Raw genomic sequence first — 16,171 nt, forward strand, 5'->3', positions numbered from 1 at the left:
AGAATAGTTATTATAATAACAATTACCCTTCGATTAGGGTAATTGTTAAAAATAGGTTAAATGTTTTTATTGTTGGTTTTCTTCATCTCGAATAAAAGAGATTAATTCAGGCTGTGCAATACGCTTATAATCTTGTGTATTAAGAATAATCGAACGCTCTAATGTACCTGCATTAAAAGCGAGTTCATCAAAACGTTCAAAAAGTAGAGGGTCGGCCACAAGCTTTAATGCAGGATGAAAACTAAAAGGCGGTATTGCGCCAAATACGCATTGAGTAAGATCATCCACTTCTTTAGGGCTTGCCAGTGATGCTCTTGTTCCACCAATTTGGTGAGCGAGTTTTGTTAGATCAGCTTGTTTGTCGGCGGGTAATATTGCAAGAACATGCTGTTTAATGCCATTACCTTTTATATGGCAAACAAGTCCTTTTGCTCCCTGTCCTAATTGTGTTCCTCTGATTTTTGCAACTTCTTCAGAACGACCTGCGGTGAGGTGTTCCATAATACGGTAAGTTGCGTGGTTTTTATCTAATAAAGCAGTAAGTTGCTCAAAAATAGTCAAAGACATCAATGACTCCTGAATCTAATTGATTATTTATTAGAGTCATTATACGACTTTAAAAAAAATATTCTGCTGTGATGTTTATAGTTGGTTTTGATTATTTTGATAAGCTTTTCAAATTATTTTATTACAAATAATAATATGTTAATAGTATTATCCTATTGAATTAATAGGGTAATTAGAATACCAATATTATATTTGTATACTATTATTATAAATAAATTGATATTTATTCATTATTTTGATGATGATCAATTTAAGAATAAAAAGAATAGAACATATTAAAACATAGATTTAATTACTAAAAAGGAAGTCAATAATGGCAGTTTCAACATTCTATATCCCTTCTGTAAATAAAATTGGTGCTGGTTGTCTTGCTGAAGCTGTAAGTTCAATGAAAGATTTTGGTTTTCATAAAGCCTTAATCGTTACTGATAGTATTTTAAATCAATTGGGTGTTGTCGATAAGGTCAGTAAATTATTGACTGAATCAGGCATTTCAAGTGTGACTTATGATGGCACAGCACCAAATCCTACTGTTGAAAACGTAGAAGCAGGTTTAGCGCTGCTGAAAGAACATCAATGTGACTGTGTGATTTCTTTAGGTGGTGGTTCTCCACATGACTGCGCTAAAGGTATCGCGTTAGTGGCTTCTAATGGTGGAAAAATAGCAGATTATGAAGGTGTTGACCGTTCTGAAAAACCGCAATTACCACTAATTTCAATTAATACTACAGCAGGTACGGCGTCAGAAATGACACGTTTTTGTATCATCACAGATACGGTACGTCATATTAAAATGGCCATTGTTGATAAAAACGTTACACCACTTTTATCTGTAAATGATTCAGAATTAATGATAGGTATGCCAAAAGGTTTAACCGCTGCAACAGGTATGGATGCGTTAACTCATGCTGTAGAAGCGTATGTTTCAATTGCTGCTAATCCAATCACTGATGCGTGTGCATTAAAAGCTGTCACTATGATCAGCGAATCTTTACGTAAAGTGGTTGATAATGGTGGTGATGCGGCAGCGCGTGAAAGCATGGCTTACGCTCAGTTCTTAGCTGGTATGGCATTTAATAATGCTTCTTTAGGTTATGTACATGCTATGGCTCACCAATTAGGTGGTTTCTATAACTTACCTCATGGTGTGTGTAATGCGGTTCTATTACCACATGTTCAAGCTTATAACATTCAAGCAGCAGCAGGTCGTTTAAAAGATATCGCACAAGCGATGGGTGTTGATGTTTCTGCAATGAGCGATGAGCAAGGTGCGAAGGCATGTATTGAAGAAATTCGTAAAATGGCTAAAGATGTTGGTATTCCTGCAGGTCTGAAAGAATTAGGTGTAAAAGAAGAAGACTTTAAAACATTAGCTGAAAATGCGCTGAAAGATGCTTGTGCAATTACTAACCCTGTTCAGGGTACTGAAAGTGATGTTATCGAGTTATTCCGCCAAGCAATGTAATACGCAGGAAATAAAAAGGTAATTAAGTCATTTTTTTGCTTTTTTCAAAAATGAAGCCGATACTTTAGGAGTATCGGCTTTTTCATATTAATGTTAATTCATTTACTCTGATTTTTTATGGCGCTCTTGTAGACAACTTATTACATCAGAGAGTGATAATGATTGATCTTGTAATAGTACCATTAAGTGATAGAGCAAATCAGAGGCTTCGTTTCTTAACTCTTCTTTGTCATTAACTGTAGCGGCTAATGCAGTTTCTACACCTTCTTCTCCAACTTTTTGAGCTATTCGTTTTGTACCGCTGGCGTAAAGGCGGGCAGTGTACGAGCTATCTGGTGAGGCTTTTTTACGCTCACGTAATATATTTTCCAGCTCATAGAGAAATCCCCACTGGCTTTGTGCAGGAGCAAAGCAACTCTCAGTGCCATTATGGCAAGTTGGTCCAATCGGGTTAGCTAAAATAAGTAAAGTATCATTATCACAATCAGGATAAATATTGACTAACTTGAGAAAGTTGCCTGATGTTTCTCCTTTTGTCCATAAGCGTTGCTTAGTGCGAGAATAGAAAGTGACATTTCCACTTTTTAGTGACACATCTAGCGCTTCTTTATTCATATAGCCTAGCATTAATACATCACCTGAAATGGCATTTTGGATAATAACTGGCATGAGATTATCCACTTTTTCCCAATCTAATTGCGCTAATGTTTCACTATTCATTATATTCTTACCTTAACGTCATTTTCTGCAAGATATTGTTTTAGTTCGTTAATGTTAATAATTTGTTTGTGAAAAACAGACGCTGCAAGTGCGCCATCAACATTGGCTAATTTAAAGGCATCAAGAAAGTGTGACATTTCGCCAGCACCACCAGAGGCAATAAGAGGTACATCTGCAACTTGGCGCACTTGAGCTAATTGTTTCAAGTCATAGCCTTGTCTTACGCCATCTTGATTCATCATATTTAAAACAATTTCACCTGCGCCTAGCTTTTGAACTTCACGTACCCAATCAAGTGTTTTCCAGTGTGTTTGTTGAGTGCGTTTTTCATCACCTGTGAATTGATAAACTAGGTATTCACCTGTTTTTTCATCAAACCAAGTATCAATACCTACGACAACACATTGCACACCGTAGCGTTCTGCCAAACGTGAAATCAATGTTGGATCAGAAAGCGCAGGCGAGTTAATCGAAATTTTATCAGCCCCAAAAGAGAGAATTTTTCCTGCATCTTCAACGGAACGAATGCCACCAGCAACACAAAATGGTATATCAATGACTTCAGCTACGCGTGACACCCAGCTTTTATCAACAACCCGACCATCAGAAGAGGCGGTAATATCATAAAATACCAGTTCATCAGCGCCTTCTTTGGCATAGCGTTCAGCAAGAGGGACAATATCACCAATAATTTCATGATTACGAAATTGAACACCTTTAACAACTTGCCCATCTCGGACATCAAGACAAGGAATTATGCGTTTTGCCAACATGATATTGCCTCTTTTAATGTAAACTTGCCTTCTAATAATGCTCTACCAACAATAATACCGGCAACACCGGATGCTGGAAGATCTGCGATATCTTGTAAATCACCAATACCGCCCGAAGCTTGGAATAAAATATCAGGGAAACGCTGGCTAATTTCTTTATACAGTTCGACGTTAGAGCCTGCCAATGTGCCATCTCGAGAAATGTCGGTACATAACACATGCTTTAAACCCACACTTTGATAAAGCTCGATGATCTCTTCAAGCGTATAGGGTGAGTTTTCTTGCCAACCACTGACTGCCACCCACTTTTTGCCTTGTTTATCAATGCGAACATCGAGGGCTAATACAATGGCTTCCGCACCATAGCGCTCGAACCATGTTTTTACCATTTCGGGCTGACTGACTGCGGTAGAGCCAATAACAACACGGCTTGCCCCTGCATCAAGTAGTGATTTCACATCATCTTCAGTGCGAATACCACCACCCACTTGTACAGGCACATTGACACAAGTAACAAGTTCTTTTAACAGTGGAATTTGGCGGGCAGAGGGATTTTTTGCTCCCGTTAAATCCACTAAGTGAAGTAATTTTGCACCATCTTTTTCATATTGTTGGTAGCGTATCAGCGGATTATCATCATAATCGCGCTGTTTGGCATAATCACCCTGATGAAGACGAACGACTTTCCCTTCAATTAAATCTAATGCTGGAATAATCATAACGGGTTACATCTCCAAAAAGTTCTTGATAAGTTGAGCACCTGCTTTCCCTGAACGCTCTGGGTGAAATTGCACGCCATAAAAATTATCTTTTTGAATTGCGCTACTAAAACGAGTGCCATATTCAGTTTCTGCAATCGTCGATTCATTGAGTGCTAAAGCGTAGCTATGAACAAAATAGAACCAAGCATCGTCACCAAGCTCACGAAACAGAGGATGTCCAGGTTTTGCTAATACCTGGTTCCAACCCATATGAGGTAATGGTAATCCGGCTGTATTAAGCTTATCTATAGTGCCATCAACTAAACCTAATAAGGGGATATCCTTACCTTCCTCGCTTAGTGAGGCCAATATTTGCATGCCTAAACAAATACCTAAAACAGGTTGTGTTAATGCTTTAATTAAAGGAATTAGCTCACGTGCTTTGAGTTGTTCCATTGCTGCTTTAGCCGTTCCGACTCCGGGTAAAAAGAGCTTATCCGCAGATAACACAATGTTTTTTTCATAAGACACTATTGGCTCATAACCGAGTCGCTTAACGGCGTAAGCAACAGAGGCTAAATTGGCACAACCTGTATCAAGAATAACCACTTTCATCACAGAACACCTTTTGAGCTTGGTAAAGTATTGCCTTCAACACGAATGGCTTGGCGCAATGTACGACCAAAGACTTTAAATAAGCTTTCAGCTTTGTGGTGATCGTTTTTGCCTTTTGATTTCAGGTGTAATGTACAACCCATGGTGTAAGAGAGTGAACGGAAAAAGTGTTCGATCATCTCTGTACTTAAATCACCGACACGTTGATATTTAAATTCGGCTTTGTATTCAAGGTGTGGACGACCTGAAATATCTAATGCACAGCTTGCAAGGCACTCATCCATTGGTAATGTAAAGCCAAAGCGAGCAATACCTCGTTTATCACCTAATGCTTCGCGTAAGGCTTCACCTAAAGCAAGACCGGTATCTTCCACAGTGTGGTGATCATCGATCACTAAATCACCTTTCACATTAATATTCATACGAAAGCCACCGTGTGTGGCAATTTGATCAAGCATGTGATCAAAGAAACCAACACCTGTGCTGATCTGACTATTGCCTTCACGATCAAGCCAAATATCGATCACGATTTGTGTTTCTTTTGTTTTTCGTTCAACGTGGGCATAGCGATCTTTTTTAGTTAGTTGCTCTGTAATAACAGCCCAATTGAGTTTATCTGTATTATAAAGCAGGCCTTTGATGCCCATATTTTCAGCTAGCTGAATATCAGTTTGTCTATCACCAATGACATAGCTGTTATCTTTATCGAGTGCGCCATCAACTAAATACTGGGTGACAAGTCCTGTTTCTGGTTTGCGACAAGGGCAGTTATCTTCAGGTTTATGAGGGCAAATTAAAACGTCATCAAATGAGATCCCTTGAGAAGAAAAAACTTGCATCATTAAATTATGAGGAGGATCAAAATCTGCTTGAGGAAAGCTTTCTGTGCCTAATCCATCTTGATTTGTGATCATAATGAGTTTATAACCCGCTTTTTGTAGCGCAGTCAGTGCGGGGATCACGCCATTTTCAAAGGCAAGCTTATCAAGTCTATCTACTTGGTAATCAGTTGGTGGTTCTGTGATTAAAGTACCATCACGGTCGATAAAAAGAATTTTTTGGCTCATGGTTGAGATCCTTCAGTTGCGATTTTTTGTTGTTATCGTTTTTAATGTTTTATACGTTTGCAGTTTGAATATTTTTTATGGCATTAATCACGCTATCACATTCTTCTGCTGTACCGATAGAAATACGCAAACAGCCATTAAGCCCATATTGACGTTGTTGATCGCGTAAAATAATCCCTTGTTCCCATAAAGTTCGGAAAACTAGGGTAGCATCAGTGAATTTCACTAAAATGTAGTTGGTTTCGCTGTTATAAACCTGTTCAACATTAGGCAATTTTTTTAACGTTTCAGATAAAATGGCTCTGTTACGCGAAATTTCTGCCACTCGTTTTTTCATTATCTCAATACTTGCTTCTGTTAATGCCTGCGCAGCGATATCTGCAACAGGTGTTGAAAGCGGGTATGGCGCGATCACCTTTAGTAATAATTCAATGACAGGTGGATTGGCAAGCGTAAAGCCACAACGAAGCCCTGCTAAAGCAAAAGCTTTCGATAAGGTTCGCAAAATAACTAAATTCGGATAATCTTCAAGCCATGAAACAACTGAGGCTTGTGGGCAAAATTCAATATAAGCTTCATCTATCGCAACAATGGCTTTGTCTTTAGCCAATGCCAATACATCACGAATAAGCGAAGGATCAATAATGTTTCCTGTTGGATTATTTGGGCTACATAGATAGATAAGTTTGACATTATCAAGTTGTGATGCGATGGCTTTGACATCAGGGCTCCAATCAGCAAGAGCAGGGACAACACGCTGTTCTACACCGAAAGTTTCAGCACTAACGCTATACATGCCATATGTCGGTGGGCAATAGAGCATTGCGTCTTTACTCGGCTCACAAAAAGCACGAATAAGGAGCTCAATAGCTTCATCTGCGCCACGGCTAACTAAAACTTGATTAGTATTTACACCGGCATATTTTGCATAACGGCTAATAACGTTAACAGGTTGACATTCAGGATAACGGTTTAAGTTTTTTTCATTAAAAGTAAAATCAGGAGCGATAGGGTATTCATTTGCATTTAACCAAACAGAACCATTTCCGCCTAAACGTCGAGCAGATTGATAAGGCGTCAGTTCGCGTACATTTTTTCTGGCAAGTGTGGTGATATCAAATTCAGTTTTCATCGTTATTTTTCTCCCGAGCTAAAGCATTAACACGAAGTGTGACCGCATTTTTGTGAGCGGTTAATTGTTCTGCTTGTGCTAATATTTCAATCGTTTCTGCTAAATCGGATAAACCTTTTGCTGTCAGTTTTTGTACCGTCATTCGCTTCATAAAGTCAGCTAAACCTAAACTGGAGTAGGTTGATGTATAACCATAAGTTGGTAGAACGTGATTCGTGCCAGAAGCATAGTCTCCTGCAGATTCAGGCGACCAAGCACCAAGAAAAACAGATCCGGCGCTGGTAATGCTATCAACACGAGTATCAGCATCATTGGTTTGAATAATTAAGTGCTCAGGACCATAGCTATTACTGATTTCAATACACTGATCGAGATCGCGAGTAATAATGACTCGACTTTCAGCTAACGCTTGTTTGGCAATTTCAGCTCGGCTTAATTGAGTAAGTTGTGTTTCCGTTTCAGCGATAACCGCTTTTGCTAAGGTTTCATCGGGTGTTAATAACACGACTTGTGAATCTGGGCCATGCTCTGCTTGCGACAGTAAATCAGCAGCAATAAATGCAGGATTTGCATCCGCGTCAGCAATCACTAAAACTTCAGAAGGGCCTGCTGGCATATCGATTGCTGCACCTTGTAGCGATTGGCTGACTTGACGTTTGGCCTCTGTTACATACGCATTACCGGGGCCAAAAATTTTATCTACTTTAGGGATAGATTCTGTACCAAACGCCATGGCTGCAATCGCCTGCGCGCCTCCTACTTGGAAAATTTCATCAATACCAATTTGTTGAGCAATATATAAAATTTCATCAGCAATAGGAGGGGGAGAGCAAAGAATAACTTTGCGACAACCTGCAATACGCGCTGGGATACCTAACATCATGACGGTTGAAAGCAATGGCGCTGAACCTCCAGGAATATAAAGTCCTACTGCATCAATTGCTCTGCTTACTTGCTGACAAAATACACCAGGCTGAGTTTCTACGTTGATAGTGTTAGGAATTTGCGCCTCATGAAAGCGACGAATATTATTCATCGCCTGTGCTATTGCCTGTTTTATTTTGCTATCAAGTCGTGATGAGGCTTCATCGATTTGCGATTTTGACACCAAAACACTTTCCGGCGCTGCCTTATCGAATTTTTGGCTAAGCGTTTTAAGCGCTTTATCTCCCTCATTGCGTACCTGTGAAATGATGCTAGCAACTTGTTCTGTAATAGAACCTGATGCAGAAATAGCAGGGCGAGTTAATAGCTGTTGTTGCTGTTCTCTCGTGTATTTATTCCAGTAAATTAATGTACTAAAACCTGTTTTCATCATTTCACCTTATTCCATCATTTTTTCAATTGGTAAAACAAGAATTGAACTTGCACCTAATGCTTTAAGCTTTTCCATTGTTTCCCAGAATAGGGTTTCGCTACTCACCATGTGCATTGCAACGCGATTTTGGTCTCCCGCCAGAGGTAAAATAGTGGGTCTTTCAGCTCCCGGAAGTAATGCGATGACATCTTCAAGACAATCACTTGGTGCGTGTAACATAATATATTTTGATTCTCGAGCTTGAATAACACCTTGAATACGCGTTAGTAAGCGGTCGATAAGAGCTTGTTTATCGGCTTCAATCTCACCATCGCGTTGGATCAAACACGCTTTTGAGCGATAAATCACTTCAACTTCTTTTAAACCGTTGGCTTCTAATGTTGCGCCAGTAGAAACTAAGTCACAGATAGAGTCAGCAAGGCCCGCACGAGGAGCGACTTCAACAGAACCGTTTAATAAACACGATTTAAATTTGATACCTTTTTGGTCTAAATAACGTTTGAGTAGGTTTGGATAAGAGGTTGCGATACGAGTATTATTTAAGCATTCCGCACCTTGGTAATCAAAATCGACAGGGGTCGCAAGAGATAAACGACAGCCACCAAAATCAAGACGACGCAATGTTAGATAACTGGGGTTTTCACCTTGTGAACGACGCTTTAATAACTCTTCTTCTAAAACGTTTTCACCGATGATCCCTAAATCAACAACACCATCCATAACTAATCCAGGAATATCGTCATCTCTAACACGTAAAATATCGATAGGCATATTTTCTGCATAAGCAATCAGACGTTGTTGGTTTAAATTAATTTTGATGCCACAACGTGCTAAAAGGGCGCGAGATTCATCACTTAAGCGACCCGATTTTTGCATTGCAATTCTTAATCTTGTTTTGTCTAACATAATATTACCCTGTCCTTGTCTTAATTTTTTGTTTGAAAATTAGCTATAAAAAAACCCCGGAAGTTGCCTTCCGGGGTTTTAGTTGTTATCTGCATTCAGACCACCGGAAGCGTTTCTTAAACGTCTTCCAGCACTCATCGCCTGAAAGACTAGTCAGGGTGATGGTGATGATGGTGGTTTAGTTGAATGCTATACATAATTATTTTCCTAGCTAATAACACTATTTGTTATTTAATCATGCCTGTTACTGTTAATCTCTATTTAGTAACCTGCATTTAGAATTTGTCTGCCTTTCAACCTACATGATTTACAAAGCAGAAAGCAACCTATTTTTTAATAATAATTTAATTATTTTATAACCTTTTGTTTTTAATGTAATTTTAATATTTCTCTTATTTACTTAATGGGATAAGTAGGCGAGTATATAAGGGAGATGCAAAACGTTTACGAAATATAAGTATTGTTTATAAGTAATGGCGAAACTGAAATTTTATAGCATACTTTGACTAAGCCATTTAAGTAGGGGAGCAAAATGAAACGAATAACCATCGTAGGATTAGGTTGGTTAGGTTTACCACTTGCCGCTGCGTTGCGTGATGCAGGCTATCAAGTTAAAGGGACTAAAACCACCGAAGATGGCGTAGAAGCAGCAAGAATGAGTGGCGTTGACTGCTGTTTAGTGAATTTAACACCCGCAATTGAATGTGATAGAGATGATTTTGATTACTTAATGGAAACAGACGTTCTCATTATCACGTTACCACCTAGTGCTGCTGGTGGTGGTTATGATTATGTTGAAGCTATTCAGACGCTGGTGGATAGCGCAATGTCTCGTCATGTTACGAGAGTCATTTACATTAGCTCTACTTCTGTATATGGCAATCAAACGGGTAATATCACGGAAGAAATGGATATTCGGCCAGAAACACAATCAGCAAAAATGTTAGCAGAAGTTGAAAACTGGCTACATCGTTTACCGTTGACTACGGTTGATATTCTTCGGTTAGCTGGATTAGTCGGGCCGGGTCGTCATGCAGGACGTTTTTTATCAGGTAAAAAACAGGTAAAAGGCGCTCATCAATGCGTTAACTTAGTTCACTTAGATGATGTAATTTTTGCAGTCGAACAACTTCTTGCGCAGAATGAAGGTGGCCATTTATATAACCTATGTGCTCCTATTCACCCTAAAAAGAAAGATTTTTACTCAAGAGTGTCTAATCAACTTGATCTTATTCCACCAGAATTTGTTGAGGAAGAGAAGCCTTTAATACGAGAGATTGATGGTCAGCAGATCTGTCGAGATCTTGGATTCCATTACCATTACCCAGATCCCGACAAAATGCCAATGAATTAACTTAATTTACAGGCAGTAACACGATATCACGGAAAATAGGTCTTTCACTTAATCGTGCAAACCAACGCTCAATGTGAGGGAAATGTGGTCTATCTTTGCAAACTTCTAGCCATGGATAGACCAATGGTGCTATCGCTATATCAGCAAGAGAAAGTGTATCTCCTGCAAAATAAGTTGTTTTTGCCAGTTGGTCGTCAGCAATTTTAAGGAGCTTATTAAGCTTCTCTTTCAACTCGTTAACAATCTCAGGATTTTGTTGCTCTTTAGGCGTACGAACAATCATGATCATCATTTGTTGGATGGGAGCAAATAGGCTGCCATTTGACCAGTCCATCCATTTTTCTATATTTGCTCGTTGTTTTAGAACAATGGGATAGAGTGTGTTATTTTCATATTTTGTACATAAATAACGAATAATGGTATTAGACTCCCATAAAGCAAAGTCATCATCTTGTAAGGTTGGAATAGATGCGTTGGGGTTGATCGCTAAATAATTTACTTCATTGAGTCCACCAAAAGGGCCACCAACATCGATTTGCTCATAAGGAACATTTAATTCCTTTAAACACCAAAGAACTTTTTTAACGTTAGATGAGTTTTTTCTACCCCAGACTTTTAACATAAAGGTCTCCTAAACCACGATAAGTAATAAAATTTCCCTCTATAGGGCGCCTAAATATGAATATAAGATAAATCTCTACATATCAATGTTGGCGTCTTATTCCAGAAAGCCATATAGTAGGAAAGCTTTAACAAATTGATATAAAAGGGTGATCGGTAATGACAAAAAATATTCCATCTGTTCTGAGTAAGGTTACCGCGGGAATGGGTTTACTGCTAATTATTTCTAGTCCTTCATTTGCAGTAAATAATCCAGTGGCTCCTCAAATTGAGGCAAAATCTTATGTATTAATGGATTATAACAGCGGAAAAATTCTGGCATCAGAAAAACCTGATGAGCGTTTAGATCCTGCTAGTCTTACAAAAATCATGAGTAGCTATGTTGTTGGGCAAGCTATTAAAGAAGGTCGTATGTCACCTGACGATATGGTTATTGTTGGGCGTAATGCATGGGCAACAGGAAATCCGGTATTGAAGGGATCATCATTGATGTTCTTGAAACCGGGTGATCAGGTCAAAGTGATTGATTTAAATCGCGGTATGGTTATTCAATCTGGTAATGATGCCAGTATCGCATTAGCAGAACATATTGCGGGTAGTCAGGAAACCTTTGTTGATTTAATGAATTCCTATGCTAAGAATCTGGGTTTAAAAAATACATACTTTAAAACGGTTCATGGGTTAGATTCTGAAGGGCAATATACAACAGCACAAGATATGGCATTACTCACAGCAGCCATGATCCGCGATGTTCCTTCAGAGTATGAAATACATAAAGAAAAAGAATTTACATTCAACAATATTCGTCAGCCAAACCGTAACCGTTTATTGTGGAATAAAAATATGAATGTCGATGGTGTGAAAACAGGTCACACTAATGGAGCAGGGTACAATCTTGTTTCTTCGGCAACCGAAGGTGATATGCGTTTGATTGCTGTTGTTTTAGGAGCACCATCAGATAAAGTACGTTTTGCTGAAAGTGAAAAGTTATTAGGCTGGGGTTTTCGCTTTTTTGAAACGGTAACGCCAGTAAAAGCAGCTACACCATTGACAAGTCAAAAAGTGTGGTACGGCGATAAAGGTGAAGTGGCATTAGGGGTTGCTAATGATGCTTCAATTACTATTCCTAAAGGTGAATTGAAAAATCTGAAAGCCTCTTTTACGTTAACTAATCCTGTATTAGAAGCGCCGTTAACTCAAAACCAGGTTGTAGGTACAGTTAACTTTTTATTAAATGATGAAGTGATTGAACAACGCCCACTCGTCGTAAAAGAAGCGGTTGAGGAAGGCGGTTTCTTCAGCCGTATTTGGGATTTTGTTGTTAAAACAGTATCCGGTTGGTTTAATGCTATTTTTGGTTAATTTATCAAGAATGGATCTATCAAAGCGTTACTGAGTTTTTCACCCAAAAAGAAAGACTAGTTGTTATTTTGATATGAAAAATCCGTAATTGTTTAATGATTACGGATTTTTTTATATTCAATAAAACTGGGGAAATATCTACTTTAGAGCTTAAATAAGACCATCGATCTTACCTTGATTATCAACATTAACAGTGATAGCAGCAGGTGTTTTCGGTAGTCCGGGCATGGTTGTGATAGAGCCTGTTAAGGCGACAACAAAGCCAGCGCCAGCAGAAACATACACTTCACGAACATTTATTGTAAAATCAGTCGGGCGACCTAATAACTTGGGGTCATCTGAGAGTGAATATTGAGTTTTAGCCATGCAAACAGGGAAATGAGAAAACCCCATTTTTTCTATTTTTTCCAACATGTTACGAGCAGATTGACTATAAGTCACACCATTTGCGCCATAGATCTCTTTTGCGACAGTATTAATTTTTTCACTAAGCGAGGCATTATCAGGATAAATTAATTGGAATTGGCTATGCTCATTTTCAAGTGTATCAATGACTTGATTCGCTAATTCAATACCACCTTCCCCTCCTTTTTCCCACACTTTTGTAATTGCAAATCGACAATTTCTATCTTGGCAGAATTGTTTGATAAACTGATGCTCTGCAACGCTATCGGTAACATAGGCATTAAGTGAAACAATCACAGGTAAGCCGTATTTTTTAAGGTTTTCAATATGTTTTTCTAGATTGACAATACCTTTTTTAAGTGCACTTAAATCTTCATTATTCCACTCGGCTTTACCTAAGCCACCGTTATATTTTAGCGCTTTAGTGGTGACAACAATAACGGCACAATCAGGGCGTAATCCACTCATTCTGCATTTTATATCAAAGAATTTTTCAGCACCTAAATCAGCACCAAAGCCCGCTTCCGTAATAGTGATATCAGCAAGTTGAAGAGCCAATTTTGTCGCTCTTACGCTATTGCAACCATGAGCAATATTAGCGAATGGGCCACCATGAATAATGGCTGGCGTATTTTCGAGTGTTTGTACTAGATTAGGATTAATAGCATCTTTTAACAAACTGGCCATTGCGCCAACGGCTTGTAAATCATTAGCAGTGATAGGATCGCCATTGTAAGAATAAGCAACAATGATCTGAGAAAGTCTTTGTTTTAAATCTTGAATATCCTCAGCTAAACATAGGATTGACATAATTTCAGAAGCAACAGTAATAACAAAGTTATCTTCTCTTGTAATACCGTCTTTTTCGCCACCCAATCCCACAACAATATTTCGTAAAGCGCGATCGTTCATATCCATACAACGTTTAAACACGATTTTTTTAGGATCGATATTTAAAGGATTACCTTGATAAATGGAGTTATCAAGCATGGCGGCCAGTAAGTTGTTTGCTGATGTAATAGCATGAAAATCGCCAGTAAAATGAAGATTAAGATCTTCCATTGGTACAACTTGAGAATAACCCCCCCCAGCTGCTCCCCCTTTTATGCCAAAACAAGGGCCTAATGAGGGTTCGCGTAATGCGATAATGGCACTTTTTCCAATATAGTTAAGGGCTTGCCCTAATCCAACGGTGACGGTTGTTTTACCTTCACCAGCGGGTGTTGGATTAATTGCTGTAACTAAAACTAATTTTCCGGGCTTTTTGGCCGTAACTTTTGACCAAATACTGTGGCTAAATTTAGCTTTGTATTTGCCATAAAACTCGATATCATCTTGATCAATATTTAAATTTTTCGCAATTTCTTGAATAGGTAAGAGGTGTGCTTCTTGGGAGATTTGAATATCTGATTTCATTTTAGTTCTCTTTTTATCCCGCTGATGATGTCTCTAGTGATCTTTACTTATCAACTTTAGACAATAATCTAAATATCACCAATAGATTGATTAATTTGTAGTTATTTACTTTAGATAACGCGTTTATCGTCACACCATTTAAATAATTTATGTAGTTATCTCCTATTTTTTCTTTAAATTATCTGTATTGAGTGATGCTTTGCTCGTTTGAAAAAACATATTTTAACTAAGGATAATAATTTAATCTCATACAAAAAGATGATATTAAAAAAGAAGAGTAACGAGATAGATACTACACAAACAAAAAAGGCGCTGATATCAGCGCCTTATCTATTGTAGCTATCTGGATTTAAGATCCATGGGTTTAGTCACAGGATATTTTAATAGCTAATCCACCTTGAGAGGTTTCACGATATTTAGCATTAATGTCTTTACCGGTTTCGTACATTGTTTCAATGACTTTATCTAAACAAATACGAGGGTCGCTGACACGACGTAACGCCATACGCGATGAGTTTACTGCTTGTACAGCGGCGATAGCATTACGTTCAATACAAGGAACTTGTACTTGTCCTGCAACTGGGTCGCAAGTAAGCCCTAAGTTATGCTCCATCGCAATTTCAGCTGCAATGCAAACTTGTTCTGGGCTACCGCCTAAAAGTTCAGTTAATGCACCTGCTGCCATTGAACAAGCAACACCCACTTCGCCTTGGCAACCCACTTCAGCACCTGAGATAGATGCATTCATTTTGTAAAGTGAACCAATAACGCCAGCAACTAAGAAAAAGCGAGTGTAAGAGTTTTCATTTACAGGACGAATAAATTTATCATAGTAAGACAATACCGCTGGGATAATACCACAGGCACCGTTTGTTGGTGCAGTAACAACACGTCCACCAGCCGCATTTTCTTCATTCACAGCAAGGGCAAACATATTAATCCAGTCAACAACTGTCATTGGGTCTGTTGTCGTTTTATCTTCTGTGACTAACATACGACGTAATGCAGAAGCACGGCGCGGTACGCGTAATGGCCCTGGTAATAAGCCTTCGGTATTTACACCGCGCTCAATACCTGATTTCATCACTTCCCAAACAGCAGCTAAATGAGCCGAAATTTCTTCTTTGCTACGTAATGCTAATTCGTTTTGCATCACTAATGCAGATAAAGAGAGCCCTGTTTCTTTACAATGGCGACGTAAATCAGCCGCATATTGATAAGGATAAGGGACTTGAACTGTATTTTCTTCAGGTTGGCCAAAATGCTCTTCATCAACAATAAAACCGCCACCAATAGAATAATAAGTTTTTTTCAATAGAACCTGTTCACCATTATAAGCGGTGATGGTCATGCCGTTCTCATGGAGGGGTAAATTGCTTTTATGGAAATTCATACCGCCTTCAACCGGAAAATCCACTTCTTTAATGCCATTTGCTAGCATTAAGCGGCCTGTTGTTTCTACTTGTTTAATAAATGGGGTAATAGAATCTATGTCGACGGTATCTGGTAAATTTCCTGCTAATCCCATAATAATAGCAATATCCGTTGCGTGACCTTTACCTGTTAAAGATAAAGAGCCATAAACATCAACGATAACACGGGAAACAGAAGAGAGAAGTTTTTTTTCAGCAAGCAAATCAACAAATTCTTTACCTGCTTTCATTGGGCCTACAGTGTGTGAGCTTGAAGGGCCAATACCAATTTTAAAAATATCAAAGACGCTAACCATAATATTCGCCTCCCTAATTC

Annotated in this window: 15 protein-coding genes and 1 other annotated feature; of the genes, 3 read left to right on the forward strand and 12 right to left on the reverse strand. The window is 38.6% G+C overall.

The features are described from left to right. Nucleotides 1–66: 66 nt before the first annotated feature. Nucleotides 67–567 (reverse strand): YbaK/prolyl-tRNA synthetase associated domain-containing protein, encoded by a 501-nt coding sequence (locus DK861_RS16560; protein WP_109400803.1) that lies wholly within the window; start codon nucleotides 565–567, stop codon nucleotides 67–69. Nucleotides 568–880: 313 nt separating this feature from the next. Here DK861_RS16560 and yiaY point away from each other — a divergent pair, with 313 nt between their 5' ends. Continuing rightward, complete coding sequence (yiaY, locus tag DK861_RS16565; RefSeq protein WP_072062843.1) at nucleotides 881–2,032, forward strand: L-threonine dehydrogenase; 1,152 nt, start codon at nucleotides 881–883, stop codon at nucleotides 2,030–2,032. Nucleotides 2,033–2,134: 102 nt separating this feature from the next. Here yiaY and hisIE read toward each other — a convergent pair whose 3' ends face one another. Genes hisIE through hisG form a run of 8 tightly spaced genes read right to left on the reverse strand, consistent with a single transcriptional unit; the run spans nucleotide 2,135 to nucleotide 9,264 of the window. Then, nucleotides 2,135–2,755, reverse strand: a complete 621-nt coding sequence (gene hisIE / locus DK861_RS16570; protein WP_109400804.1) for a bifunctional phosphoribosyl-AMP cyclohydrolase/phosphoribosyl-ATP diphosphatase HisIE — start codon at nucleotides 2,753–2,755, stop codon at nucleotides 2,135–2,137. Further along, nucleotides 2,752–3,525, reverse strand: a complete 774-nt coding sequence (hisF, locus tag DK861_RS16575) for an imidazole glycerol phosphate synthase subunit HisF (protein ID WP_109400805.1) — start codon at nucleotides 3,523–3,525, stop codon at nucleotides 2,752–2,754. Before hisF ends, hisIE begins: the two co-directional genes overlap by 4 nt. Then, nucleotides 3,507–4,244, reverse strand: a complete 738-nt coding sequence (hisA, locus tag DK861_RS16580; protein WP_109400806.1) for a 1-(5-phosphoribosyl)-5-[(5-phosphoribosylamino)methylideneamino]imidazole-4-carboxamide isomerase — start codon at nucleotides 4,242–4,244, stop codon at nucleotides 3,507–3,509. The genes hisF and hisA overlap by 19 nt, the downstream gene beginning before the upstream one ends. Before the next feature lie 6 nt (nucleotides 4,245–4,250). Continuing rightward, nucleotides 4,251–4,841: an imidazole glycerol phosphate synthase subunit HisH gene (hisH, locus tag DK861_RS16585; protein ID WP_109400807.1), complete on the reverse strand. Its 591-nt coding sequence runs from the start codon at nucleotides 4,839–4,841 to the stop codon at nucleotides 4,251–4,253. After that, on the reverse strand, nucleotides 4,841–5,908 hold the full coding sequence (gene hisB, locus DK861_RS16590; RefSeq protein WP_072062838.1) for a bifunctional histidinol-phosphatase/imidazoleglycerol-phosphate dehydratase HisB: 1,068 nt from the start codon (nucleotides 5,906–5,908) through the stop codon (nucleotides 4,841–4,843). Before hisB ends, hisH begins: the two co-directional genes overlap by 1 nt. A 49-nt stretch (nucleotides 5,909–5,957) precedes the next feature. Further along, entirely contained in the window at nucleotides 5,958–7,040 is a 1,083-nt protein-coding gene (gene hisC, locus DK861_RS16595) for a histidinol-phosphate transaminase (protein WP_006537501.1), read from the reverse strand. Beyond that, on the reverse strand, nucleotides 7,030–8,358 hold the full coding sequence (hisD, locus tag DK861_RS16600; protein WP_109400808.1) for a histidinol dehydrogenase: 1,329 nt from the start codon (nucleotides 8,356–8,358) through the stop codon (nucleotides 7,030–7,032). Before hisD ends, hisC begins: the two co-directional genes overlap by 11 nt. A 6-nt stretch (nucleotides 8,359–8,364) precedes the next feature. After that, nucleotides 8,365–9,264 (reverse strand): ATP phosphoribosyltransferase, encoded by a 900-nt coding sequence (gene hisG, locus DK861_RS16605; RefSeq protein ID WP_109400809.1) that lies wholly within the window; start codon nucleotides 9,262–9,264, stop codon nucleotides 8,365–8,367. Between the two features lie 44 nt (nucleotides 9,265–9,308). Continuing rightward, nucleotides 9,309–9,438: a sequence feature (His leader region), on the reverse strand. Nucleotides 9,439–9,796: 358 nt separating this feature from the next. Between hisG and DK861_RS16610 the strand changes: the two genes are divergently transcribed. Beyond that, nucleotides 9,797–10,618: an SDR family oxidoreductase gene (locus DK861_RS16610; RefSeq protein WP_006537498.1), complete on the forward strand. Its 822-nt coding sequence runs from the start codon at nucleotides 9,797–9,799 to the stop codon at nucleotides 10,616–10,618. A gap of 1 nt (nucleotide 10,619) precedes the next feature. Here the strand turns inward: DK861_RS16610 and DK861_RS16615 are convergent, their stop codons facing one another. Beyond that, nucleotides 10,620–11,240, reverse strand: a complete 621-nt coding sequence (locus DK861_RS16615; protein WP_109400810.1) for a glutathione S-transferase family protein — start codon at nucleotides 11,238–11,240, stop codon at nucleotides 10,620–10,622. A gap of 158 nt (nucleotides 11,241–11,398) precedes the next feature. Between DK861_RS16615 and DK861_RS16620 the strand changes: the two genes are divergently transcribed. Further along, nucleotides 11,399–12,601, forward strand: a complete 1,203-nt coding sequence (locus tag DK861_RS16620) for a serine hydrolase (protein ID WP_072062835.1) — start codon at nucleotides 11,399–11,401, stop codon at nucleotides 12,599–12,601. Nucleotides 12,602–12,751: 150 nt separating this feature from the next. Here DK861_RS16620 and DK861_RS16625 read toward each other — a convergent pair whose 3' ends face one another. Both DK861_RS16625 and DK861_RS16630 read right to left on the reverse strand, forming a co-directional pair. Next, the gene (locus DK861_RS16625) at nucleotides 12,752–14,422 is read right to left on the reverse strand and encodes a formate--tetrahydrofolate ligase (protein WP_109400811.1); all 1,671 of its coding nucleotides are present in this window, start codon (nucleotides 14,420–14,422) and stop codon (nucleotides 12,752–12,754) included. A gap of 364 nt (nucleotides 14,423–14,786) precedes the next feature. After that, nucleotides 14,787–16,151 (reverse strand): L-serine ammonia-lyase, encoded by a 1,365-nt coding sequence (locus tag DK861_RS16630; protein WP_072062833.1) that lies wholly within the window; start codon nucleotides 16,149–16,151, stop codon nucleotides 14,787–14,789. Nucleotides 16,152–16,171 lie beyond the last annotated feature (20 nt).

Origin of the sequence: Proteus sp. TJ1640 (assembly GCF_003144445.1) — a bacterium.
GTDB classification, from domain to species: Bacteria; Pseudomonadota; Gammaproteobacteria; order Enterobacterales; family Enterobacteriaceae; genus Proteus; species Proteus penneri.

Excerpts from the sequence above, each read along its gene's own strand:
- DK861_RS16560 (WP_109400803.1), bottom strand. The coding sequence starts at position 567 with ATGTCTTTGACTATTTTTGAGCAACTTACTGCTTTATTAGATAAAAAC.
- yiaY (WP_072062843.1), top strand. The coding sequence starts at position 881 with ATGGCAGTTTCAACATTCTATATCCCTTCTGTAAATAAAATTGGTGCT.
- hisF (WP_109400805.1), bottom strand. The coding sequence starts at position 3,525 with ATGTTGGCAAAACGCATAATTCCTTGTCTTGATGTCCGAGATGGGCAA.
- hisA (WP_109400806.1), bottom strand. The coding sequence starts at position 4,244 with ATGATTATTCCAGCATTAGATTTAATTGAAGGGAAAGTCGTTCGTCTT.
- hisH (WP_109400807.1), bottom strand. The coding sequence starts at position 4,841 with ATGAAAGTGGTTATTCTTGATACAGGTTGTGCCAATTTAGCCTCTGTT.
- hisB (WP_072062838.1), bottom strand. The coding sequence starts at position 5,908 with ATGAGCCAAAAAATTCTTTTTATCGACCGTGATGGTACTTTAATCACA.
- hisC (WP_006537501.1), bottom strand. The coding sequence starts at position 7,040 with ATGAAAACTGAATTTGATATCACCACACTTGCCAGAAAAAATGTACGC.
- hisD (WP_109400808.1), bottom strand. The coding sequence starts at position 8,358 with ATGATGAAAACAGGTTTTAGTACATTAATTTACTGGAATAAATACACG.
- hisG (WP_109400809.1), bottom strand. The coding sequence starts at position 9,264 with ATGTTAGACAAAACAAGATTAAGAATTGCAATGCAAAAATCGGGTCGC.
- DK861_RS16610 (WP_006537498.1), top strand. The coding sequence starts at position 9,797 with ATGAAACGAATAACCATCGTAGGATTAGGTTGGTTAGGTTTACCACTT.
- DK861_RS16615 (WP_109400810.1), bottom strand. The coding sequence starts at position 11,240 with ATGTTAAAAGTCTGGGGTAGAAAAAACTCATCTAACGTTAAAAAAGTT.
- DK861_RS16620 (WP_072062835.1), top strand. The coding sequence starts at position 11,399 with ATGACAAAAAATATTCCATCTGTTCTGAGTAAGGTTACCGCGGGAATG.
- DK861_RS16625 (WP_109400811.1), bottom strand. The coding sequence starts at position 14,422 with ATGAAATCAGATATTCAAATCTCCCAAGAAGCACACCTCTTACCTATT.
- DK861_RS16630 (WP_072062833.1), bottom strand. The coding sequence starts at position 16,151 with ATGGTTAGCGTCTTTGATATTTTTAAAATTGGTATTGGCCCTTCAAGC.